Origin of the sequence: Bacillus sp. V59.32b, from assembly GCF_003429085.1 — a bacterium.
Taxonomy (GTDB): Bacteria; Bacillota; Bacilli; order Bacillales; family DSM-1321; genus Peribacillus.
In genome coordinates, this window is the sequence record NZ_QVTC01000022.1 from 17,042 (window position 1) to 40,183 (window position 23,142).

Annotated in this window: 20 protein-coding genes; 19 read left to right on the plus strand and 1 reads right to left on the minus strand. The window is 44.3% G+C overall.

Annotated features, from left to right (window positions below; genetic code table 11):
* Positions 1–27 precede the first annotated feature (27 nt).
* The 14 genes from rpsO (at position 28) to D0463_RS06755 (ending at position 16,639) form a co-directional block, all read left to right on the plus strand.
* Complete coding sequence (rpsO, locus tag D0463_RS06690) at positions 28–297, plus strand: 30S ribosomal protein S15 (protein ID WP_117306450.1); 270 nt, start codon at positions 28–30, stop codon at positions 295–297.
* A 240-nt stretch (positions 298–537) separates the two neighbouring features.
* Positions 538–2,658 carry a polyribonucleotide nucleotidyltransferase gene (pnp, locus tag D0463_RS06695; RefSeq protein WP_117306452.1) on the plus strand — a complete coding sequence of 707 codons (2,121 nt, stop codon included), beginning with the start codon at positions 538–540 and terminating at the stop codon, positions 2,656–2,658.
* A gap of 125 nt (positions 2,659–2,783) precedes the next feature.
* Positions 2,784–3,749, plus strand: coding sequence for a polysaccharide deacetylase family protein (locus D0463_RS06700; protein ID WP_117306454.1), 966 nt, complete (start codon positions 2,784–2,786; stop codon positions 3,747–3,749).
* Positions 3,750–3,780: 31 nt separating this feature from the next.
* Positions 3,781–5,013: a M16 family metallopeptidase gene (locus D0463_RS06705; RefSeq protein WP_117306456.1), complete on the plus strand. Its 1,233-nt coding sequence runs from the start codon at positions 3,781–3,783 to the stop codon at positions 5,011–5,013.
* A 277-nt stretch (positions 5,014–5,290) separates the two neighbouring features.
* Positions 5,291–5,575: a YlmC/YmxH family sporulation protein gene (locus D0463_RS06710; RefSeq protein WP_117306458.1), complete on the plus strand. Its 285-nt coding sequence runs from the start codon at positions 5,291–5,293 to the stop codon at positions 5,573–5,575.
* A gap of 232 nt (positions 5,576–5,807) precedes the next feature.
* Positions 5,808–6,701, plus strand: a complete 894-nt coding sequence (gene dpaA / locus D0463_RS06715) for a dipicolinic acid synthetase subunit A (RefSeq protein ID WP_117306460.1) — start codon at positions 5,808–5,810, stop codon at positions 6,699–6,701.
* Positions 6,702–6,706: 5 nt separating this feature from the next.
* A complete protein-coding gene (gene dpaB, locus D0463_RS06720; RefSeq protein WP_117306462.1) occupies positions 6,707–7,306 on the plus strand; it encodes a dipicolinate synthase subunit B in 600 nt (199 codons plus the stop codon).
* A gap of 267 nt (positions 7,307–7,573) precedes the next feature.
* On the plus strand, positions 7,574–8,629 hold the full coding sequence (asd, locus tag D0463_RS06725) for an aspartate-semialdehyde dehydrogenase (protein WP_117306464.1): 1,056 nt from the start codon (positions 7,574–7,576) through the stop codon (positions 8,627–8,629).
* A gap of 61 nt (positions 8,630–8,690) precedes the next feature.
* Entirely contained in the window at positions 8,691–9,932 is a 1,242-nt protein-coding gene (gene dapG / locus D0463_RS06730) for an aspartate kinase (RefSeq protein ID WP_117306466.1), read from the plus strand.
* Between the two features lie 31 nt (positions 9,933–9,963).
* Complete coding sequence (gene dapA, locus D0463_RS06735; RefSeq protein ID WP_117306468.1) at positions 9,964–10,830, plus strand: 4-hydroxy-tetrahydrodipicolinate synthase; 867 nt, start codon at positions 9,964–9,966, stop codon at positions 10,828–10,830.
* A gap of 296 nt (positions 10,831–11,126) precedes the next feature.
* Complete coding sequence (locus D0463_RS06740; protein WP_117306470.1) at positions 11,127–12,794, plus strand: ribonuclease J; 1,668 nt, start codon at positions 11,127–11,129, stop codon at positions 12,792–12,794.
* A 215-nt stretch (positions 12,795–13,009) separates the two neighbouring features.
* A complete protein-coding gene (locus tag D0463_RS06745; protein WP_117306536.1) occupies positions 13,010–13,744 on the plus strand; it encodes a ClpP family protease in 735 nt (244 codons plus the stop codon).
* The gene (locus D0463_RS06750) at positions 13,741–13,950 is read left to right on the plus strand and encodes a YlzJ-like family protein (RefSeq protein ID WP_117306472.1); all 210 of its coding nucleotides are present in this window, start codon (positions 13,741–13,743) and stop codon (positions 13,948–13,950) included. Before D0463_RS06745 ends, D0463_RS06750 begins: the two co-directional genes overlap by 4 nt.
* Positions 13,951–14,275: 325 nt before the next feature.
* Positions 14,276–16,639, plus strand: a complete 2,364-nt coding sequence (locus D0463_RS06755) for a DNA translocase FtsK (RefSeq protein ID WP_117306474.1) — start codon at positions 14,276–14,278, stop codon at positions 16,637–16,639.
* A gap of 55 nt (positions 16,640–16,694) precedes the next feature.
* Here D0463_RS06755 and D0463_RS06760 read toward each other — a convergent pair whose 3' ends face one another.
* Entirely contained in the window at positions 16,695–16,997 is a 303-nt protein-coding gene (locus D0463_RS06760) for a DUF6509 family protein (protein ID WP_117306476.1), read from the minus strand.
* A gap of 291 nt (positions 16,998–17,288) precedes the next feature.
* Here D0463_RS06760 and D0463_RS06765 point away from each other — a divergent pair, with 291 nt between their 5' ends.
* The 5 genes from D0463_RS06765 (at position 17,289) to D0463_RS06785 (ending at position 22,942) form a co-directional block, all read left to right on the plus strand.
* Entirely contained in the window at positions 17,289–18,014 is a 726-nt protein-coding gene (locus D0463_RS06765; RefSeq protein WP_117306478.1) for a GntR family transcriptional regulator, read from the plus strand.
* Between the two features lie 85 nt (positions 18,015–18,099).
* Positions 18,100–19,188: a BMP family lipoprotein gene (locus D0463_RS06770; RefSeq protein ID WP_117306480.1), complete on the plus strand. Its 1,089-nt coding sequence runs from the start codon at positions 18,100–18,102 to the stop codon at positions 19,186–19,188.
* A gap of 219 nt (positions 19,189–19,407) precedes the next feature.
* A complete protein-coding gene (locus D0463_RS06775) occupies positions 19,408–20,943 on the plus strand; it encodes an ABC transporter ATP-binding protein (protein ID WP_117306482.1) in 1,536 nt (511 codons plus the stop codon).
* The gene (locus D0463_RS06780) at positions 20,936–21,982 is read left to right on the plus strand and encodes an ABC transporter permease (protein WP_117306484.1); all 1,047 of its coding nucleotides are present in this window, start codon (positions 20,936–20,938) and stop codon (positions 21,980–21,982) included. The genes D0463_RS06775 and D0463_RS06780 overlap by 8 nt, the downstream gene beginning before the upstream one ends.
* A 39-nt stretch (positions 21,983–22,021) precedes the next feature.
* Positions 22,022–22,942, plus strand: coding sequence for an ABC transporter permease (locus tag D0463_RS06785; RefSeq protein ID WP_483295722.1), 921 nt, complete (start codon positions 22,022–22,024; stop codon positions 22,940–22,942).
* Positions 22,943–23,142 lie beyond the last annotated feature (200 nt).

Below are 23,142 nucleotides of genomic sequence, written 5' to 3' on the forward strand. Positions count from 1 at the left end.
TTAACGAAATCTTAGGAGGTGAATTGGATGGCTATTACACAAGAACGTAAAAACGAACTTATCAATGAGTACAAAACTCATGACGCTGACACTGGATCTCCAGAAGTTCAGATTGCTGTCCTCACAGAAGACATCAACAATTTGAACGAACATTTGCGTGTTCATAAGAAAGACCACCACTCACGTCGCGGTCTACTTAAAATGGTAGGTAAGCGTCGTAATCTTTTGACGTACCTACGTAATAAAGATGTTACTCGTTACCGTGAACTTATCACTAAATTAGGTTTGCGTCGATAATCTTTCAAGAAAGCGGGAAATTTCCCGCTTTTTTGTTAGCTTTATATTCTCTCATGAATATCCGTTTTTTACATAATCATCCCCTAAGCGCTGTTAACACTTGTTTTTTTCGTGCATAATAGGGATAGCTTGTTTATTAAATGTTTTTTACAACATTGACATATATAATCGTTGGATCAAAAGGGTTCAGGTGTAATACCAGGCCCCGCAAGCAAGAAGTAGAGAGGGGTTTATCAAAGAATGGCACAGGAAAAGAAAACTTATTCATTCGACTGGGCCGGCAGAAGCCTGACAGTCGAGGTCGGTCAGTTGGCCAAGCAGGCTAACGGCGCGGTTCTTGTAAGATATGGGGATAGTGCTGTTTTAAGTACGGCAACAGCTTCAAAAGAACCAAAGCCTTTAAGCTTTTTTCCACTAACGGTAAACTATGAGGAAAGATTATACGCTGTAGGGAAGATTCCCGGCGGCTTTATTAAACGTGAAGGCAGGCCGAGCGAAAAAGCAATCTTGGCAAGCCGGTTGATCGACCGTCCAATCCGTCCGCTATTTGCGGATGGATTTCGTAACGAAGTCCAGGTTATTAGCATCGTGATGAGCGTGGATCAGGATTGCTCAACTGAAATGGCGGCCATGTTCGGATCTTCCCTTGCCCTTACGGTTTCAGACATTCCATTTGAAGGACCGATTGCCGGGGTTGTCGTCGGCCGGGTGAACAATGAATTTATCATCAACCCGACTGTTGAGCAGCTGGAACAAAGTGATATCAATTTAACGGTTGCCGGCACAAAGGATGCTATTAACATGGTTGAGGCCGGTGCCAATGAAGTTCCGGAAGAAGTAATGCTCGAAGCAATTATGTATGGCCATGAAGAAATTAAGAAGTTGATCGAATTCCAGGAAAGCATTGCCGCGGAAGTCGCTAAAGAAAAAACGGCTGTCACTCTGTATCAAGTGGATGCGGAGATCGAAGCGCAAGTTAAATCACTTTGTGAAGATGAGATTAATAAAGCCGTACAGGTTCAGGAAAAGCATGCGCGGGAAGATGCGATTAAAGAAGTCAGGGATCGCGTGATTGCCCAGTTTGAAGAAAAAGAAGCGGATGAAGAGACAATAAAGCAAGTGAAAGAAATTTTAAGCAGGCTCGTTAAAGCAGAAGTGCGTCGTCTTATCACGGAAGAAAAAGTACGTCCGGACGGCCGTAACCCTGATGAGATCAGACCGCTTTCTTCTGAGGTAGGAATACTTGCGCGCACACATGGTTCCGGTTTATTTACTCGTGGCCAAACGCAGGCACTTTCGATTTGCACACTTGGCGCGATGGGCGATGTGCAAATATTGGACGGGCTCGGAACGGAAGAATCGAAGCGGTTTATGCATCATTACAATTTTCCGCAATTCAGCGTCGGTGAAACCGGACCGATGAGAGGGCCGGGTCGCCGTGAAATCGGGCATGGTGCCTTGGGCGAACGAGCGCTCGAACCAGTCATTCCGGCTGAAAAGGACTTCCCTTACACAGTAAGACTGGTATCAGAAGTACTTGAATCGAACGGTTCCACTTCACAGGCCAGCATTTGCGCAAGTACGCTTGCGATGATGGATGCGGGTGTGCCGATTAAGGCGCCGGTTGCCGGGATTGCGATGGGTCTTGTAAAGTCAGGTGAACATTATACGATTCTGACGGATATCCAGGGCATGGAAGACCATCTCGGTGATATGGATTTCAAAGTGGCCGGGACTTCCAAGGGTGTTACCGCTCTCCAAATGGATATTAAGATTGAAGGTCTTTCGAGAGAAATACTTGAAGAAGCTCTTCAACAGGCAAAAAGAGGACGTATGCACATTCTTGATTCGATGATGGCGACCTTGAAACAGCCACGTACCGAGTTGAGCCAATATGCTCCAAAAATTCTCACCATGACAATCAATCCTGATAAGATCCGTGATGTGATCGGACCCAGCGGGAAGCAAATTAACAAAATTATTGAAGAAACTGGCGTGAAAATCGATATCGAGCAGGATGGCTCTGTTTTCATTTCTTCCGTAAATGAAGAGATGAATCAAAAAGCGAAGAAAATCATCGAAGATATCGTTCGTGATGTCGAAGTCGGCCAGATGTATCTTGGGAAAGTAAAACGCATCGAGAAATTTGGCGCGTTCGTGGAAATCTTCAACGGCAAGGATGGCCTTGTCCATATTTCCGAGCTTGCCGAGGAGAGAGTCGGTAAAGTTGAGGATGTCGTGGCGATTGGCGACGAAGTCCTTGTAAAGGTTACAGAAATCGACAAACAAGGCAGAGTCAACCTGTCCCGCAAAGCTGTTTTGAAAGAGCAAAAAGAGGCAGCCAACAATTCTCAAGGCTGATAAAGACAGAATGAATCGGCATGCGGTTACTTATAAACCGCATGCCTTTTTATGCTTTCTACATATGCCAAATGTTCTACCTTGTCCACTTCCTTCATACATTTTGTATGAAGGAGGCAGGAAAAATGAATAATAAATGGAAGCAGATAGTTGCGATAAGTGCCATTGCAGGTATATCATGGTTATTAGTGCAAAATCCTTATACAAATCATTATTTGATCGTGCTAAAAGAAGAGGCAGCTTCCGTATCGGCTCAAAAGGATACTCTTTATCTGGAAATAGACAATAAGGCAATCAGGTACGAAGCACCCCCCAGCGAGGCTAAAATCGATCCGATCTGGAAAGCAGTTCCGGGTTATAACGGATTAAAAGTGGATATAGAAGCTTCGTATCATGCCATGAAAAAGTCCGGTAAATTCGATGAGAAGAAACTGATATACAAACAGGTTTCACCTAAAACTCATCTAAGCGATCTCGATCCGGCGCCGATTTATCGAGCACACCCGGAAAAACCGGTTGTATCTCTTTTGGTAAATGTAGCTTGGGGAAATGAATATTTGCAGGGGATGCTTACGACCCTGAAAAAAACGAACGTAAAAGCGACTTTTTTTCTTGAAGGCAGATGGGCCAAAAATAATCCGATGCTCGCTAAAATGATAGCGGAAGGGGGCCATGAAATCGGCAACCATTCCTACTCACATCCCGATATGAAAACACTTTCCTCTTCAGCCTCGAAAAGTGAAATACAGAAAACGAGTGAAGTCATAGTGGCTGTTACAGAAGCGAAAGAAAAACCAAAATGGTTTGCGCCGCCGAGCGGCAGTTACCGGGATGAAACGGTAGAAATAGCCGATTCATTAGGGATGGGAACGATTATGTGGAGCGTAGATACAATCGACTGGCAAAAGCCGAGTCCTGACGTATTGACGAACCGGGTACTTTCCAAGATACATCCGGGAGCATTCATTTTAATGCACCCTACGGAGTCCTCGGCCAATTCCTTGGAAACGCTGATTAAAGAAATGAAAAAGAAAAACCTTCATATCGTGACGGTATCGGAAGCACTTGAAGAAACAAGAATCGTTCATTAATACTGGAGCAAAGAACTAGGAGGAATGTTAATTGATAAAGAAATATACTTGCCAAAATGGAGTTCGGATTGTACTTGAGAATATTCCAACGGTTCGTTCGGCTGCTATCGGGATTTGGATAAAAACGGGATCACGCAATGAAACGCCGGAGCTTAATGGCATTTCGCATTTTTTAGAACATATGTTTTTTAAAGGCACGGCTAATCGTAATGCTCGGGAGATTGCCGAGTCTTTCGATAGCATTGGAGGCCAGGTTAATGCATTTACTTCAAAAGAGTATACTTGCTATTACGCCAAGGTTCTTGACAACCACGCGAGCTACGCCTTGGAAATCCTCTCGGATATGTTCTTTAATTCTACTTTTGATGAAGAAGAGTTACAGAAAGAAAAGAATGTTGTCTATGAAGAAATCAAAATGTATGAAGACACTCCGGATGATATCGTTCATGATTTATTGAGCCAGGCGGTGTATGAAAAGCATCCCCTCGGATTTCCGATTTTAGGTACTGAAGAAACGCTGAATACATTTAATAGCGAATCATTGAAAAAGTATGTACACGATATGTATACACCGGACAAGGTAGTCATTTCGATTGCCGGCAATGTGGACGAAAGTCTGATTAAAGAAGTAGAAGGCTACTTCGGTTCCTATGAGGGCGGTAGCAATGGGAATGCTGAGCTTATCAAACCGGGCTTTCATCAAAACAAGCTTTCCCGGAAGAAAGAAACTGAACAGGCGCATTTATGTCTTGGATTTGAAGGGCTGCAAATTGGCCATCAAGACGTGTATAGCTTGATCGTGCTCAACAATATCCTCGGTGGGAGCATGAGCAGCCGCCTCTTCCAGGAAGTCAGGGAACAGCGTGGCCTAGCTTATTCCGTATACTCTTACCATTCCGGTTATCAGGACAGCGGATTGGTCACCATTTATGGAGGCACGGGCGCGAACCAGCTCGATAGTCTGTATGAAACGATTCAGGAAACGCTGACGACCCTCAAAGGGCAGGGAATTACTGAGAAAGAACTGAGAAACAGCAAAGAACAGCTTAAAGGAAGCTTAATGCTCAGTTTGGAAAGCACGAACAGCCGAATGAGCAGGAACGGCAAAAACGAATTGCTGCTTGAAAAGCATAAGTCACTCGACGAAATCGTCGAAATGATTGATGAAGTAACGGAGGATAGCGTCAATACACTTGCCAATCAAATTTTTTCAGATAACTACTCTTCTTCCTTAATCAGCCCGCTGGATGATTGGAAAGAATAATAACAAGACCTTGCTGCCTGAATTGGAAAGCGAGGTCTTTTTTTCGAAGATAAGAGAAAGTATAACTTTTTTAACTTTGACAGATGTCTAGCTACGATGTCCAGGACGCACTAGTGCCGACGTCGAACGGGATGTGGCGGTCTTAGGCGTTCTTCCTAACTTACAGGGCGCTTGCGCTTTTCTAAGTTCTCACACTTCTTTTGTAATACGAAAGTACTTCTAATCAATTGAATTTAACGATATAGATTAGTAAAGATAAAAGAGGAGGAGAACTTTCATGAGACTTAGTGAACTTAGCGGAAAAGAAATCGTCGATGTGAAAAGGGCGGAGCGCCTTGGCGTTCTCGGGCAGACAGACCTTGAAATAAATGAAAGCGGACAGATTACAGCGCTGATTATCCCGTCTGTGAAGTGGTTCGGACTGAAGCGGAATGGGAATGAAATCCGTGTCCCATGGAGGCATATAAAAAAGATCGGAACAGATATGATCATAATCGATATACCGGAGCATCAAGCGTATTCCGAGCAGGAATTGCCGCAAAAAATAAAATTCCCGGATTAATAACGAAAAAAAAGTGATGAATCTAATAGCAAACTAACATGAACCGCCTTTTCCAAGGCGGTTTTTTTGTGCTTTTAGCTTCATATATATCAATCGGAGATACAGCCCGAAAGTATATCGAAAACCTGAAACGATTCACCTATCACGTGAAAAAAACATAAGATGGGAAGGTAAAAACCCGAATTTTGATATCTCGCAGGATTATTTTTAGGTAAAAGAAGGTGACGGCTTAATGCTGACAGGCATGCATATCGCGGTGATAGGCGGAGACGCCCGCCAGTTAGAGGTAGTCCGCAAACTCACAGAGCTTGATGCCAAACTATCATTGGTAGGCTTTGAACAGCTGGACCACTCCTTTACAGGCGCAATAAAAGAAAAGTTGAGTGAAGTCAATTTTTCAGAAATCGACACGATCATTTTGCCAGTTCCGGGAACGAATTCTGAAGGAAAGGTTGAAACAATCTTTTCCAATGAAGAGGTATACATGACTGAGGACATCCTTTCAAAAACCCCGACACATTGCACGATTTATTCCGGAATCAGCAATGATTATTTAAATGCAATCATCAAAAAAACAAATCGGCAGCTCGTTCAGCTCTTTGAAAGAGATGATGTGGCGATTTATAATTCCATACCTACTGTAGAAGGGACCATCATGATGGCCATCCAGCATACGGACTTTACCATCCATGGTTCAAAGGTAGTCGTTCTTGGTTTCGGCCGGACAGGAATGAGCGTTGCCAGAACGTTTCAAGCGATAGGCGCTAAGGTAAAGGTTGGTGCACGAAAGAGCGAGGACCTCGCCAGAATAACTGAAATGGCGATGGACTCGTTCCATCTCGATGAACTCTCCAAAGCGGTTAGAGACGTCGATATATGCATAAATACGATCCCGGTACAAATTGTAACCGCATCAGTGCTGGCGAATATGCCCGTCCATACGCTCTTAATCGATCTTGCTTCAAAACCTGGGGGCACCGACTTCCGTTACGCGGAAAAAAGGGGGATCAAGGCCCTGCTCGCCCCAGGACTCCCTGGAATTGTCGCGCCCAAAACAGCAGGAAAGATATTAGCCAATGTACTTGCACAGCTCATTAGAGAAGATATGAATAAAAGGAAGGGGTAAACGTTATGACTTTGAAAGGAAAGAGAATCGGCTTTGGACTTACTGGTTCTCATTGCACCTATGATATCGTTTTTCCGGAAATCGAGAAATTGGTAAACGAAGGCGTAGAGGTGATTCCGATCGTCACTGCAACGGTAAAAAATACTGAAACAAGATTTGGCAAGGGAGAGGACTGGATTGATAGAATCGAAAAGCTAACAGGTCATCACGTAATCGATACGATGGTTAAAGCAGAGCCACTTGGTCCTAAAATGCCGCTTGCGTGCATGGTGATTGCCCCGTTAACCGGAAATTCATTGAGCAAGATGGCTAATGCATTGACCGACTCTCCCGTGTTGATGGCTGCTAAAGCAACGATGCGAAACCACAGTCCGGTTGTTCTCGGGATTTCAACAAATGATGCTCTTGGCTTAAACGGGGTCAATCTGATGAGACTGATGGCTGCAAAGGATATTTATTTTGTGCCATATGGCCAGGATGATCCGGAAAAGAAACCAAACTCCATGGTGGCAAGGATGAGCATGGTAAGGGAGACGATCATTCACGCGCTTAAGGGTGAGCAGATCCAGCCTGTTCTCGTCGAAAGATACAAAGACCCCACCTAAAGAAAAAGGCAGTGAAGGCCATCGCCGATTGGCGAGCGATCCGAAGGCGGGGAACAGGCGCAGTTGTACGTATGCAGATAGACAGGTTTAAGCTTTCCTTCCCCCCCTAAAAAACCATACAGCCTTTCATAGAAATTTTTAACACAAAAGTTTGATTCTTTCACATTCTAATATGATAAGATATATGATATTCTTGAAAGTATAGTAAAAAATACGTAAACGATAGATTATAAATCTGTATGGTTTTTTGAAAAGGGGAATGTTTTGATGACACAATTATCCGGATTGAACGTCGCGGTTTTAGGAGCAACCGGTGCGGTAGGCCAGCAAATGGTCGCCACGCTAGAAAAGCGAGATTTGCCGATAAAGAAATTAACCCTATTATCTTCGGCACGTTCAGCGGGAAAGAAGATCGTATTTAAAGGCGAAGAAATCGAAGTCCAGGAAGCGAAGCCGGAAAGCTTTGAGGGGATCGATATCGCTTTATTCAGCGCAGGAGGCAGCATATCAAAGGAGTTTGCTCCTGAAGCGGTAAAGCGCGGAGCCATTGTCGTCGATAATACAAGCGCTTTCCGCATGGACGAGAATACCCCCCTTGTCGTTCCTGAAGTGAATGAAGAAGACCTTAAGCTGCACAATGGCATCATCGCCAACCCGAACTGTTCCACGATACAAATGGTCGTGGCACTTGAGCCGATCAGAAAAAAATACGGCCTCGATAAAGTGGTCGTGTCGACTTATCAGGCCGTTTCAGGTGCCGGGGCCGCTGCTATAGCCGAATTGAAGGACCAGTCTCAGGCCATTTTGAACGAAGAAGCAGCCGAGGCGTCCGTTTTACCGGTTAAAGGCGACAAAAAGCATTACCCGATTGCCTTTAACGTGATCCCGCAAATTGATAAATTCCAAGACAATGGGTTCACCTTTGAAGAAATGAAGATGATTAATGAGACGAAGAAGATCATGCATATGCCGGAGCTTCCCGTTGCGGCTACATGCGTTCGTCTGCCTGTCGTTACCGGACACTCAGAATCGGTCTATATTGAAGTAGAAAGCGAAGGAGTGACCGCAGTACAGCTTAAAGAGTTGCTAAAAACGGCACCAGGAATTGTCTTGCAGGATGATCCGGAAAACCAGGTCTATCCGATGCCGGCAGATGCAGTCGGTAAAAATGACGTTTTCGTGGGAAGAATCCGGAAGGACCTGGATCAAGACAATGGCTTCCATTTATGGGTTGTTTCCGATAACCTCCTCAAAGGGGCAGCATGGAATTCAGTACAAATCGCCGAAAGCCTTTTAAAATTAGGATTAGTCACAGTAAAATAAATACTACAGGAAAAGCATTGTCAGCTAAACTCAGGTGCTGACTTATATTTGAGGTGTTTCTATGAAAATCATCGTTCAGAAATTCGGTGGAACTTCGGTTCGGGATGAAGAAAGCAGATCGCACGCTTTGCGACATATCGAAAAGGCGGTCAGTGATGGCTTCAAAGTAGTGGTCGTCGTATCGGCAATGGGCAGAAAAGGCGAACCATACTCGACAGATACGCTGTACTCCCTTGTAAACGGGTCTGACAGCAAGATTTCGAAAAGAGAGCAGGACTTGCTTTTATCGGTAGGAGAAACCATTTCTACTGTCGTTTTTACTAATATGTTGCTTGAGAATGGGATAAAAGCAACTGCATATACAGGTGCGCAAGCCGGATTCCGGACTAATGGTGAGCATACAAGTGCAAAAATAATTGAAATGAAAAGCGAGCGTATTCTGAAAGAGCTTGAAAACCAGGAAGTTATCGTTGTGGCCGGCTTCCAGGGAGCAGCGAAGAATGGCGACGTAACTACGATTGGCCGCGGAGGCAGCGACACATCCGCGGCTGCCCTTGGAGCGGCCCTCAAGGCTGAATGGGTTGATATTTACACGGATGTGGACGGTATCATGACTGCCGATCCGCGGATTGCAGAGAACGCCCGTCCGCTTTCAGTGGTAACCTACAACGAGGTGTGCAACATGGCCTATCAGGGGGCAAAAGTTATCCACCCGCGTGCCGTGGAAATCGCCATGCAGGCAAAAGTGCCGATCAGAATCCGTTCAACTTATACAGATGAACTGGGCACGCTTGTCACGACGATTAACAGGGATAACCAAGGCAGCGACATTCGTGAACGCTTAGTTACAGGGATAGCCCATGTTTCACAAATCACTCAGATTAAAGTAACCGCAAAAAAGGACCAGTACGATCTTCAGGCGGAAGTATTCCAAGCAATGGCAAATGCGTCCATATCCGTTGACTTCATCAACATTTCGCCTAATGCGGCCATTTACACCGTAACCGATGAAATGACTTCACGCGCGATAGAAATCCTGAAGAGTCTCGGATATGAACCTGCGATTCAAAAAAATTGCGCAAAAGTATCGGTAGTAGGTGCAGGAATCAATGGTGTTCCAGGTGTGGCAGCGAAAATCGTTACCGCGCTTTCTGAGAAAGGGATCGGCATTCTTCAATCGGCGGACAGCCATACAACAATCTGGGTCCTTGTAAAAGAAGCTGACCTAGTGGAAGCAGTGAATTCGCTGCACGATACCTTTGAGTTGCATAAAGAAGCGGTGGATCACCGCATAACGGATTAATGACTGTCTAATAAATCAAGAGGTGTTTGATATGGTATACTTTGGAAGAGTTTCGACCGCAATGGTTACTCCTTTTGACAAAAAGGGAAATATTGATTTTACGAAAACAACCCAGCTTGTTAATTACTTAATCGAAAACGGTACGGATTCGCTTGTGCTTGCCGGAACCACAGGCGAATCACCGACCTTATCTACAGAAGAAAAAATGGCCCTGCTCCGTCATGTTGTGAAAGTTGTTGAAAAGCGGGTTCCTATCATAATGGGTACAGGCAGCAACAATACGTATGCTTCCATCGAGTTGACGAAGAAGGCTGAACAAAGTGGTGCTGATGCCGTTATGCTCGTAGCACCGTATTACAACAAGCCAAGTCAGGAAGGGCTGTATCAGCATTTCAAGGCGATCGCCGAGAGCACTTCCCTGCCAGTTATGATTTACAATATTCCGGGAAGATCGACGGTTAATATCGAACCAGAAACAGTTATCAGGCTTTCACAGATCCCTAATATTGTCGCTGTTAAAGAAGCAAGCGGGAATATAAACGCAATGACAGAGATCATTGCAAGCACTGATGAGGACTTTTTGCTTTACAGCGGTGATGACGGAATTACGCTTCCTGTGCTATCCATCGGTGGAGTTGGAGTCGTATCAGTCGCCTCACACGTCATCGGCAAAGAAATGCAGGCAATGATCGACCAATTCCTGCAAGGCAACCATAAGGAAGCCGCAAAGCTTCACCAAAGCTTATTGCCGGTCATGGAAGGTCTGTTTGTCGCACCGAACCCCGCTCCTGTTAAAACAGCCTTGCAATTGAAAGGGATGGATGTAGGATCTGTCAGATTACCGCTCATTCCGCTTACAGAGCAAGAAAGAGTCACGCTAAATGAGCTAATTAAATAACACAGAGAGCCAATCTTACGAAGATTGGCTTTTTACATACTTTTAAAAGCAGGCTGAAAATTAAAACACCAATACTTTCCTGTTTCAGTTACTAGCTATGGGCGGATCAAGTATATTGATAAGGGGTTTGGCTAATGATAATTGTGGAAAAAAATGGGTTAAACAATGGCATCGAAAATAGCTGATTCCTTAAATAAAAGATCTGGAGAACTGAATATGTTGTCATGTTTTTTTAGCATCAGGTATAATGGAATCAATTGGAGTTTTGAACGGATTTTTCTAAGGAGGATATACCATTGACAAAAGAACAGAATCAAGGCATAAGAATCATTCCTCTTGGGGGACAAGGTGAACTCGGGAAAAACATGTATGTTGCAGAAGTGTATGGCGATATCTTTCTGCTGGATGCAGGCCTAATGTTTCCAGAAGAAGAAATGCTGGGGATTGATGCTGTCATCCCGGATATTACTTATCTAATCGAAAATAAAGAACGGCTTCAGGGGATATTTTTAAGCCATGGCCATGAGGATCATATGGGGGCACTGACATATGTTCTGAAGTATTTGCCTGTTCCTGTATACGGAACCAAGCTGACAATCGGGCTGGCAAAAGCGAAATTGTTGGAAGATGATTTTAAAGGAAATGCAGAATTCATTGAAGTGGAGTCTCATTCCAGATTAACGTTTCCGAACGCGGATGTCTCTTTCTTTAAAACGAACCATAGTATTCCTGATTCGGTAGGGATTGTAATCCATACCTCTGAAGGAGCGATCGTCTATACGGGTGATTTCAAGTTCGATCAGGCTGCCGCAGATTTGTACAAGCCTGATATTGGGGAGATGGCCAAAATAGGGGAAGGAGGCGTGCTATGTCTGCTATCTGACAGCACCGGAGCCGAAAAACCCGGTTATACTCCATCTGAAGCGCTCGTTGCAAAGGATATGGCCGATGCATTTTACAATGCAAACGGGCGAATCATCGTTACCTGTTTTGCTTCGAATATTAATCGGATCCAGCATGTTTTCAATGCTGCGGCATTCAGCGGCAGGAAATTGGCCGTTGACGGCAAGAGCCTAAAGCGTGTTTATGAGACGGCATTAAAAGCAGGCTATTTGAAAGTTGACGAAGAAATGATTATTCCGATTACGAAAATCAGTGATTTTCCGGATAACGAAATTGTCATCCTTTCCACAGGGCATCAGGGCGAACCCATTGCAGCTTTACAAAAAATGGCCAAGCAAACGCATAAACAGGTCAACATTAAAGCTGGCGATACCGTTTTGATTGCCGCCTCCCCTCTTAAGAGCGGAGAAGTCATTTTATATAAAACAATCGATTTGCTTTTCAGGGCAGGTGCGAACGTTGTTTCCGGACCAAATCGGGTCCATGTTTCCGGGCACGGCAGCCAGGAAGAGCTGAAAATGATGATCAACCTGATCAAACCGAAGTATTTGATTCCCGTCCATGGAGAATACCGCCATCTAAATGCACACGCAAAGGTCGGCATAGCTTCAGGACTTTCTAAAGAGAATATTATAATTGCTGAAAAAGGTGATGTGATCGAGGTCAAGCTTGATAAAATCCGTCTCTCCAGCAAGGTTTCGGCAGGGAATATCCTCATTGACGGCAGCGGAGTTGGCGATGTCGGGAATATCGTATTGAGGGACCGCCGATTGTTATCCCAGGATGGTATTTTGATTGTGGTTGTAACGTTGAATCGCCGCGACAAAACAATTGCCGCCGGACCGGAAATCATTTCACGCGGGTTTGTTTATATCCGGGAATCTGAAAAACTAATGACCGAATCGGCAGGAATCGTTACGGAAATCGTCAAAAAAGCGGCATCGAGACAAGTGTTTGATTGGTCAACCTTGAAGCAGGATATCAGGGATTCGCTAAATCAATATTTATTTGAAAAAACAAAACGTCGCCCGATGATCCTGCCTATCATTATGGAAATTTAATGTAGAAATTTGTTCCCGGCTTGCGAATATGCAAGGCCGGGATAATTCATGAGAATGAAGCTGCTCCTTCCAGATAATAATAACCTTATTAGAAACTGAAAGGAGATTGTTAAATGGAAATGGAAAGAGGACCAATGCCGAATCAACCAATGCCGAACCAGCCGGTGGTACCAAACCAACCAATGCCGAACCAACCGATCGTGCCAAATCAGCCGATGCCGAACCAGCCTGGAGATGACCAGCAAGGGAGGATGTCCCCTTTGATGGAAAAGATCCAGCAGCTTGGGCAAACGACTGTACCGCAGATGACACCCGATTCTTCGATACACTGCTTAACAATCATTGGTCAGGTAGAGGGTCATATGCAGCTTCCACCGCAAAATAAAACAACGAAATATGAGCATGTCATTCCGCAGATTGTCGCGATCGAACAGAATCCGAATATTGAAGGACTGCTGGTGATTTTAAATACAGTCGGGGGAGACGTGGAAGCGGGGCTGGCGATTTCAGAAATGCTCGCTTCACTATCCAAACCGACCGTTTCGATCGTGCTCGGGGGAGGCCATTCCATCGGTGTCCCTATTGCGGTTTCTTGCGATTATTCCTTCATTGCCGAAACGGCGACAATGACGATTCACCCTATCCGATTAACCGGACTTGTTATCGGTGTGCCACAAACGTTTGAATACTTAGATAAGATGCAGGATCGCGTTGTTAATTTCGTAACGAAGCATTCAAATGTATCGGAAGACAGGTTCAAAGAGCTAATGTTTGCAGTAGGCAACCTTACGAGAGATATCGGCACAAATGTAGTAGGAACGGATGCTGTCCAATCAGGTTTGATCGATGAAGTTGGCGGGGTAGGAGAGGCGATAAAGAAGCTGTATGAGATGATTGATCAAAACAGGGCTAATGCCCAAGGCCCGCATCCGGAAGGGTTTGTCCAATGATTCTATACACGATGACACCGCATGATCAAATCTTTCCCAGTGATGAGGAGAGCTTTTCCAGATATGTTGCCGTCAACTATAATGGAGTGCAGCTATTGGCAGAAAAGCAGGAAAACAATGACTACCGTGTTGACCGCATCATAAGCACAGACCCTGCCCATTATTTGGATGAAACGATTCAGCCTGGAGCGACTATCCGTTTTTAGCGTTAGAAACTAGAAAAATCGTCCAAGTTCATTGATATATGGTATACTGATACTACATTGATCAAGCAGCCAGCTGGCTGCTTTCTTCATTACAAAGATATAGAAAGCATCATCTTAACTTGGGTAGTTGTCTAGCTGCAGCGCCCAGCCCCTCGAGGTCATAAGAGGCAGGTGTTCTTCCTGCCCCTCTCCGGACTTCCACAGGATGTGGTGGCGTCAGCGTTCGTCACAGGACGTGACGGATTTTAGCTGAGGCTCCTTACTTGCAGGGCGCTTCCGCTTTTCTAATAATACATAGATTGCATGAAAATTCAGGTGATAAAAAATGGCAAAGAAGAAACGAAGGAAATCAAGAAGCGCAGATAAATTAAAATCGACATTAAAGTTTGAACTCACAGGACTGATTATGCTCGGACTTGCTGCTATTGCGCTTGCCAAGCTTGGGGCCGTCGGGAATTCGATTGTTCACCTTTTGCGTTTTTTTATGGGGGAATGGTATATCCTTGGGCTGGCGGGCTTTATATTGGTCAGCTTTTATCTGATGATTAAACGGGAAATCCCAATATTTTTAAAAAGACAGCTTATAGGTATTTATTTTATTGTATTAAGCATTCTGCTGCTGAGCCATGTGACGCTATTCGAGCTGCTTTCTGAAGGAGGACCGTTCAATAAGCCCAGTGTCATCGCGAATACTTGGGAATTATTCTGGATGGAGGTTAAAGGCGAGAGCAGTACAACTGACCTGGGCGGTGGAATGATAGGTGCGTTAATGTTCGCGGTTTCTTACTTTTTGTTCGATGAAGCGGGTTCTAAAATTATTGGTTTTCTATTGATTGTGTCGGGATTTGTACTTCTGACCGGCAAAACGGTCGGTGATAAGCTGGGCAGGTTCATTCTTTCAAGCGGCCGATTTTTTGCAGGTCAATGGGAAGCTTTTTTAGATGACATGAAGAGCTGGAAGCAAGGAAAACGGGAAAAAAAGAAGGTAAAAAAAGAAGCGGCATTGCTGAAGGAAGCTGAAGCGGCGGAAACGCAAAAGATACAGGCTGAAGAATTGCCGCTACAACCTCCTGAGACCAGATTGATTTCCAATTTTGCCGATACGGCCTATGGCGGAAAGGATCCGGATGACACGGCATCAATCGGGACAAAAACCGAGGGTGGAGAAACTGGTAAGAAAACGGACAGTCACACCATTGCTGAAGAAGAAGCGGAAGATCTTACACCGTCTATCAGCTTTACGGAAGTGGAAAACAAAGAATATGTCCTTCCCGCACTTTCATTGCTCAATCAGCCGAGAAAAACCGATCAAAGCGGCGAATATCAGTTGATTAATGAAAATGCCGCCAAGCTTGAGCGTACATTCCATAGCTTCGGCGTAAAAGCGAGAGTTACCCAGGTTCATCTCGGGCCAGCGGTAACAAAGTATGAAGTACATCCTGATGTCGGGGTAAAGGTAAGCCGAATTGTCAGCTTATCTGATGATCTGGCTTTAGCGTTGGCTGCAAAAGATATCAGAATCGAAGCACCAATACCGGGCAAGTCAGCAATCGGGATTGAAGTGCCGAACTCGGAAATTGCCATGGTATCCTTACGTGAGGTTTTGGAAGCAAAAGAATTTGATAAGCCGGAGGAGAAGCTTCAAATCGGCCTTGGCCGTAACATTTCCGGAGAGGCTGTGCTTGCCGAACTGAATAAAATGCCTCACCTGCTTGTAGCGGGTGCTACGGGGAGCGGTAAGTCCGTCTGCATAAATGGAATCATTACCAGCATCTTGATGCGGGCCAAGCCCCATGAAGTGAAAATGATGATGATTGATCCAAAAATGGTTGAGCTGAATGTGTACAATGGAATTCCACACTTGCTCGCTCCTGTTGTAACAAATCCGAAAAAAGCTTCGCAGGCACTGAAGAAGGTAGTCAGTGAAATGGAACGGAGATATGAGCTATTCTCGCACACGGGGACGCGCAATATCGAAGGATACAACGACCATGTGAACCGCCATAATATCGAGGAAGACGACAAACAACCGCTTTTGCCATATATCGTCGTCATTGTCGATGAGCTGGCCGACTTGATGATGGTGGCATCGAATGACGTCGAGGATGCCATAACAAGACTAGCGCAAATGGCGCGGGCTGCGGGGATTCATTTAATTATCGCCACACAAAGGCCTTCCGTCGATGTCATCACAGGAGTCATTAAAGCGAACATTCCATCCCGGATTGCTTTTAGCGTATCTTCAGCGACAGACTCAAGAACGATCCTGGATATGGGAGGCGCTGAAAAACTTTTAGGCCGCGGCGACATGCTCTTCCTACCGGTCGGCGCTTCAAAGCCTGTCCGGGTCCAGGGTGCGTTTTTATCGGATCAGGAAGTAGAAGAAGTCGTTGAATATGTAATTTCCCAGCAAAAAGCACAATACAACGAAGAAATGATCCCGGATGAAACGAGTGAAGCAGTTGGCGAAGTTGACGATAATCTTTATGACGAAGCCGTTCAACTGATCATTGAAATGCAGACCGCATCCGTATCTATGCTACAAAGAAGATTTAGAATCGGGTACACCCGCGCCGCAAGGCTTATCGACGAAATGGAAGCAAGGGGAGTCGTCGGTCCTTATGAAGGAAGCAAACCGAGAACGGTCCTTGTTTCGAAGGATCCGGAGAATGAGGCACATTCCTCTTAAACAAGCAAAACAGACCCGCGGAACCTGTTCCGGGGTCTGTTTTTTCGATCCATAATCAGTCTAATTCAGAGACATCATTCAGATGTTTTTTACAAAATGAATCGATAATGGCTTCTTCTTCTTCTTCAAGCTCGAAGTCCGTGACGTTATCGGTTTCTTTTTCGATGATGTCATACTTAACAATTACACTTCTATGTTCTTCTACAGTGTAGAGAACTCGTATGTATAATCCTTTTTCCGAATATAATTCATCATCTTCCGGCACATCGATATCAAGAAGAAATTCATATCTTTCTCCAGTCAATATGCCAAATGGATCCTTCAGTAATTCCACACTATAACTTGTGATGTCAATCATATTATCATCCTTTCCTTGCTTCGTCCTGGTTTTATTATACCCAAAAATAGCAGTAAAAGAAAAAGAAGCACTTGTGCATCTCAAACTTTATAAATTACAAGAATAAAGATCAAAAATGGTAAAATATAACTATGAATAAATATAAATCTGTTATACATCACAATTCTTTTTTCCTACAAATTTCAAAACTCTATTTATTTATACATCAAAAAATGATATAGTATTTTCGATTAGTAGGAATGATTGAACATCAGAGGTCTGATGTCTTAAGAAATGGTTGGAGGAAGCTGCATGTCCATAAAGTCAGATAATCGGCATTTGTATTTACAAGTCATCGATCACCTCAAACAGGACATTGAGAACGGGATTTACAAAGAAAGAGAAAAGCTACCCTCTGAGTTTGATTTAGCAAAAATGCTTGGAGTGAGCAGAGCCACTTTACGGGAAGCACTGCGGATTCTTGAAGAGGAGAATGTCATAATCCGCCGCCATGGAGTGGGGACCTTTGTAAATACTCAGCCGATGTTCACTTCAGGAATCGAACAGCTTAACAGTGTCACGAATATGATTAAGCAGGCGGGCATGAAACCCGGAACAATCTTCTTAAGTTCGAGGACCGAGGAGCCGACTGATGAAGACATTCGCCGTTTTTCTAATTCATTGGATGAAGGAATTGTTTTACTAGAAAGAGTGCGGACAGCAAATGGGGAACCGGTCGTATATTGTGTGGATAAAATCCCTGAACATATCCTGCCGGAGACATTTTCTCACGAAGATGAATCCATCTTTGATATTTTAGAGAAAGAAGCGGATCGAAGAATAGCCTACGCGGTTGCGCAAATCGAACCGATCGGTTATCACGAAAAAGTTTCTCCGATTTTGGAATGTGACCCTGAAGCAGCTCTCCTTGTATTAAAGCAAATGCATTTTGATGAAAAAGACGAGCCAGTGCTTTATTCAGTCAATTATTTCAAGGCTGACATGTTCAGTTTTCATGTGCTACGAAAAAGAATCTAAAATTTTTATTCCGTCATGAAAACGCAATCATTTCTCTTTCATTACATTTCTGACTAATCAACTAATATCTTTAGGGGGTACAAACTTGAAAAAGCGTAAATTTGGTATGGCGCTGTCTCTGGTCCTGGCTGCAGGAACAATCCTAGGTGCATGTGGCAATGATGAAGAGTCGGGAAGCAATGGTGAAAAAGAAAAAGATAAGTTCACAGTTGGTATGGTAACGGACATCGGCGGCGTTGATGATAAGTCTTTCAACCAATCAGCATGGGAAGGTCTTCAAGAATTCGGTAAAGAAAACGACCTGGAAAAAGGAAAAGACGGTTTTAACTACGTCCAATCCAAATCTGATGCAGACTATGCTACTAACTTAAATACATTGGTTCGTAATGATTTCGACTTGATTTATGGTATCGGTTATTTACTTGCTGAGCCGCTTGGCAAAGTTGCTGACCAGCGTAAAGATTCCAATTTCGCAATCGTTGACTCCGTGGTTGAAAAGCCAAACGTAGCCAGCATCACCTTCACTGAGCAGCAAGGTTCATTCCTTGTCGGCGTTATCGCTGCCCACACGACTAAGTCGAATAAGATCGGTTTCGTCGGCGGTGTTGATGGTACCCTGATCAATAAATTTGAAGCAGGTTTCATCGCTGGTGTTAAATCTGTTAAACCTGACGCTGATGTAAAAGTTCAATATGCAGGAAGCTTCGGAGCTGCTGATAAAGGACAAGCAATTGCATCCAGCATGTATTCTTCAGGGATTGATGTAATCTATCATGCTTCCGGTGGAACTGGTAATGGTGTTTTTGCTGCCGCTAAAGAATTGAAAAAGAAAGATCCTAACAGCAATATCTGGGTAATCGGCGTTGACCGTGACCAGTTCGAAGAAGGAAATGTGGAAGCAGACGGAAAGCCATACAACGTAACATTAACTTCAATGGTTAAGCGTGTTGATATCGCAGTTAAAGACCTAGCCGATAAAGCAAAAGCCGGCGATTTCCCTGGTGGAGAAGTAATCGAATACGGTCTTGAAGAAAATGGCGTATCCATTGCTGACCACAAAGAAAACGTTTCTGAGGATGCAATGAAAGCAGTCGATGAGTGGACTGAAAAGATCAAGTCAGGTGAAATAAAAGTACCTGCTACTCGCGACGAGCTTAAAGCTATGAAATTCTAATAAATTCTAATACTTAATGCGGGATAAATAATCATAGGGGGAATAATCAGGGCGGTTCTGCCACTTATTCCTCCTTTTTATCCGTCTAAACGAGTGTAAATACTTGAAGAAAGTAAGTGAAAAACTATAAAATCCCTTTGTAGTTTTTCCTTTGGTTTTTTCAAAATTAAAGGCTAAATGCCATCGAACACCCACTCACTTTTTAGGAGTTGATCATAAGTGGAATATGTTATTGAAATGCTTAATATTCGAAAGGAATTTCCCGGCATCGTTGCGAATGATAATGTAACGCTGCAGGTGAAGAAAGGTGAAATCCATGCGCTTCTCGGGGAAAACGGGGCAGGAAAATCGACCTTGATGAATGTTCTTTTCGGCTTGTACCAGCCAGAGAAAGGGGAAATCCGTGTAAAAGGGAAACCCGTTAAGATTACCGACCCGAACATTGCCAATGAATTGGGCATCGGGATGGTGCATCAGCATTTTATGCTGGTCGATCCTTTTACAGTAACGGAAAACATCATTCTCGGTAAAGAACCTTCAAAAAATGGAAAGATTGACCTTAAAGCTGCCAATAAAGAAGTCCGTGAGCTTTCAGAGCGTTACGGATTAAGGGTCGATCCAGATGCGAAAATTGAAGATATTTCCGTTGGGATGCAGCAAAGAGTCGAAATCCTGAAAACTCTCTATCGTGGAGCGGAAATTTTAATTTTTGACGAACCGACTGCGGTATTAACACCCCAGGAAATTAAAGAACTCATCACAATTATGGATACGCTTGTGAAAGAGGGTAAATCAATCATCCTGATCACCCATAAATTAAAGGAGATTATGGAAGTGTGTGATCGTGTCACTGTCATCCGTAAAGGACAGGGAATCGGGACCGTGAATGTCAGTGAAACGAACCCGGATGCTCTTGCAAGCTTGATGGTCGGCCGCGACGTTGTCTTTAAAACGGAGAAATCGGAGGCTAAGCCTGCTGCTGATGTGCTGGAAGTAAAGGACCTGACAGTGAATGATTCACGAGGTGTACAGGCTGTTAAGGGACTAGATCTCACAGTCAGGGCCGGTGAAATTGTCGGAATTGCTGGGGTTGACGGCAACGGACAGTCTGAATTGATTGAAGCTCTTACAGGACTTCGAAAAGCAGATGGTGGCTCCATTAAAATCAATGGAAACGAAATCAAGAACAAAACACCAAGAAAAATTGCCGAATCCGGTGTAGGCCATATTCCGCAAGACCGTCACAAGCACGGTTTGGTTCTTGACTACACAATCGGCGAAAATATGGTGTTACAGACTTATTATAAGAAACCAAATTCCAGAAACGGTGTTTTAAATTATCGGAAGATTTATGAAAAAGCGAGGACGTTAATTAGCGAATTTGATGTAAGAACGCCGAGTGAGTATACGCCTGCCCGTGCTTTATCAGGGGGAAATCAGCAAAAAGCGATTATCGGCCGTGAAGTAAACCGCGATCCCGATTTGCTGATAGCGGCACAGCCGACCCGGGGGCTTGATGTCGGGGCCATTGAATATATTCACAAACGCCTGCTTGAACAGCGTGATCATGGAAAGGCGGTACTGCTCGTTTCATTCGAGCTGGATGAAATCATGAACGTCAGTGACCGCATTGCTGTTATTTATGAAGGTGAGATAGTTGCCATTGTGAATCCTAAAGAAACGACTGAACAGGAACTGGGACTCCTAATGGCAGGCAGTAAGAGGATGGAAGCAGGTGGAACGACAAATGGCTAAAAAATTATTAAACTTATCGATTCCTGTTATTTCAGTATTGCTCGGGTTAATAACAGGGGCGATCATCATGCTTGTGAGCGGTTATGACCCTGTCAGTGGATATTCCGCAATGCTTGCCGGGATATTCGGAGATGAATTTTATATGGGTGAAACGGTCCGCCAAATCACTCCCTATATCTTAGCGGGCCTTGCCGTTGCGTTTGCGTTCAGAACAGGCCTGTTCAATATCGGCGTTGAAGGCCAATTGATCGTCGGATGGTTGGCTGCAGTCTGGGTAGGGACAGCATTCGAGCTTCCTAAAGTCATCCATTTGCCGCTTGCCGTACTTGCCGGTGCCGCTGCCGGGGCTCTGTGGGCTTTTATCCCGGGGTTGTTAAAGGCGAGATTCCGGGTTCATGAAGTTATCGTCACGATCATGCTCAACTATACAGCTCTTCATATTACAAACTATCTGATTATCAATGTTTTGTCTGATAAACAGGATAAGACCGAAAATATTGCCGAAACGGCTTCATTGCGTTCTTTTGTATTTGAGAATATGACGGACCTGTCCCGGATGCACTGGGGGATAGTCATTGCGGTTTTCTGTGCGATTCTCATGTGGTTCATCCTTGAGAAAACAACAACCGGCTTCGAATTAAAAGCGGTTGGTTTCAACCATCATGCCTCTGAGTATGCGGGAATGAGCGTTAACCGAAACATCATTCTTTCGATGGTCATCTCAGGTGCATTTGCTGGACTTGCTGGGGCAATGGAAGGGCTAGGAACATTCGGCTATGCCGCAATCAAGGGCGGATTTACCGGCGTCGGTTTCGATGGAATCGCGGTTGCTCTATTAGGTGCAAACACAGCGATCGGGGTTGTCCTGGCGGCGATATTATTCGGTGGCCTGAAGAATGGTGCCTTGAATATGCCTCTGGAAGCTGGCGTGCCAAACGAAATTGTTGATATTGTGATTGCGTTAATAATTTTCTTTGTAGCATCAGGCTATTTTATTCGCTGGATTATTTCACGCGTTTCTAAAAAGGGGGCGAAATAGGTGGACTTTTATCAGATTTTGCAAATTATCGTCCCATCGATGATTGCCCTTGCGGCACCACTTATTTTCACTGCTCTCGGCGGCGTTTTTTCTGAACGCTCCGGGGTGGTAAATATCGGTCTGGAAGGATTAATGGTTATCGGGGCATTTGTCAGTATCGTGTTCAACTTAACTTTTGCGGAACAGTTGGGATCACTGACCCCGTGGGTATCCATTCTTGTCGCTATGGTTGCGGCGATGATATTCTCCTTGCTTCACGCAGTGGCTTCGATTACATTCCGCGCCGATCAAACGGTCAGCGGTGTGGCTATTAACTTGCTGGCAGTAGGATTGTCGTTATTCCTTGTTAAGAAAATTTATGACAAAGGACAAACCGATATCATTAAGCAGACTTTCGATAAAATAGATATCCCGGTTTTAAGTGATATTCCGGTAATCGGTCCGATTTTCTTTTCAAATGGATATTATATTTCCTACATTGCGATCTTACTGGCGATCCTGGTTTGGTACATCATTTACAAGACTCCATTTGGATTGCGTCTTCGTTCTGTCGGGGAACATCCGATGGCTGCAGATACAATGGGAATCAATGTTTATAAAATGCGCTATGTAGGTGTTATTTTATCAGGTGCGCTTGGCGGCATCGGCGGCGCAGTCCATGCATTGACCGTAACACTCGATTTCAGCCATTCAACCATCAATGGCCAAGGATTCATGGCCATTGCCGCGATGATTTTCGGTAAATGGCATCCAATAGGCGCAATGGGTGCCGGGCTGTTCTTCGGTTTGGCGCAAAGCTTGAGCATTGTTGGAGCGCAACTGCCATTCTTTAGTGAGATCCCGCCCGTGTATTTATTGATTGCTCCTTACATCCTGACGATTATTGCACTTGCAGGATTCATCGGAAGAGCAGATGCTCCTAAGGCATCCGGCCATCCGTATATAAAAGGGAAAAGATAATCGGTTTATTCATGTAAAGCTGTCTGCGATATGCAGGCAGCTTTTTCATTTCTTTTTGAATATATTATAACAATATTATGTTAACAGATTATTTTTGAAACAGGTCGTACAGCTTGCATGAAATTTCCATTACCTTGTATATTTGTATGAGAAAGAATTTTATCTAGGTCATGAGTTTATCGAACGTATATGTTTAAAAG

What these genes read in the sequence shown, in the direction of transcription:
- rpsO (WP_117306450.1), top strand. Translation starts at nt 28, where the DNA reads ATGGCTATTACACAAGAACGTAAAAACGAACTTATCAATGAGTACAAA.
- pnp (WP_117306452.1), top strand. Translation starts at nt 538, where the DNA reads ATGGCACAGGAAAAGAAAACTTATTCATTCGACTGGGCCGGCAGAAGC.
- D0463_RS06700 (WP_117306454.1), top strand. Translation starts at nt 2,784, where the DNA reads ATGAATAATAAATGGAAGCAGATAGTTGCGATAAGTGCCATTGCAGGT.
- D0463_RS06710 (WP_117306458.1), top strand. Translation starts at nt 5,291, where the DNA reads ATGAGACTTAGTGAACTTAGCGGAAAAGAAATCGTCGATGTGAAAAGG.
- dpaA (WP_117306460.1), top strand. Translation starts at nt 5,808, where the DNA reads ATGCTGACAGGCATGCATATCGCGGTGATAGGCGGAGACGCCCGCCAG.
- dpaB (WP_117306462.1), top strand. Translation starts at nt 6,707, where the DNA reads ATGACTTTGAAAGGAAAGAGAATCGGCTTTGGACTTACTGGTTCTCAT.
- asd (WP_117306464.1), top strand. Translation starts at nt 7,574, where the DNA reads ATGACACAATTATCCGGATTGAACGTCGCGGTTTTAGGAGCAACCGGT.
- dapG (WP_117306466.1), top strand. Translation starts at nt 8,691, where the DNA reads ATGAAAATCATCGTTCAGAAATTCGGTGGAACTTCGGTTCGGGATGAA.
- dapA (WP_117306468.1), top strand. Translation starts at nt 9,964, where the DNA reads ATGGTATACTTTGGAAGAGTTTCGACCGCAATGGTTACTCCTTTTGAC.
- D0463_RS06745 (WP_117306536.1), top strand. Translation starts at nt 13,010, where the DNA reads ATGCCGAACCAGCCTGGAGATGACCAGCAAGGGAGGATGTCCCCTTTG.
- D0463_RS06750 (WP_117306472.1), top strand. Translation starts at nt 13,741, where the DNA reads ATGATTCTATACACGATGACACCGCATGATCAAATCTTTCCCAGTGAT.
- D0463_RS06755 (WP_117306474.1), top strand. Translation starts at nt 14,276, where the DNA reads ATGGCAAAGAAGAAACGAAGGAAATCAAGAAGCGCAGATAAATTAAAA.
- D0463_RS06760 (WP_117306476.1), bottom strand. Translation starts at nt 16,997, where the DNA reads ATGATTGACATCACAAGTTATAGTGTGGAATTACTGAAGGATCCATTT.
- D0463_RS06765 (WP_117306478.1), top strand. Translation starts at nt 17,289, where the DNA reads ATGTCCATAAAGTCAGATAATCGGCATTTGTATTTACAAGTCATCGAT.
- D0463_RS06780 (WP_117306484.1), top strand. Translation starts at nt 20,936, where the DNA reads ATGGCTAAAAAATTATTAAACTTATCGATTCCTGTTATTTCAGTATTG.
- D0463_RS06785 (WP_483295722.1), top strand. Translation starts at nt 22,022, where the DNA reads ATGATTGCCCTTGCGGCACCACTTATTTTCACTGCTCTCGGCGGCGTT.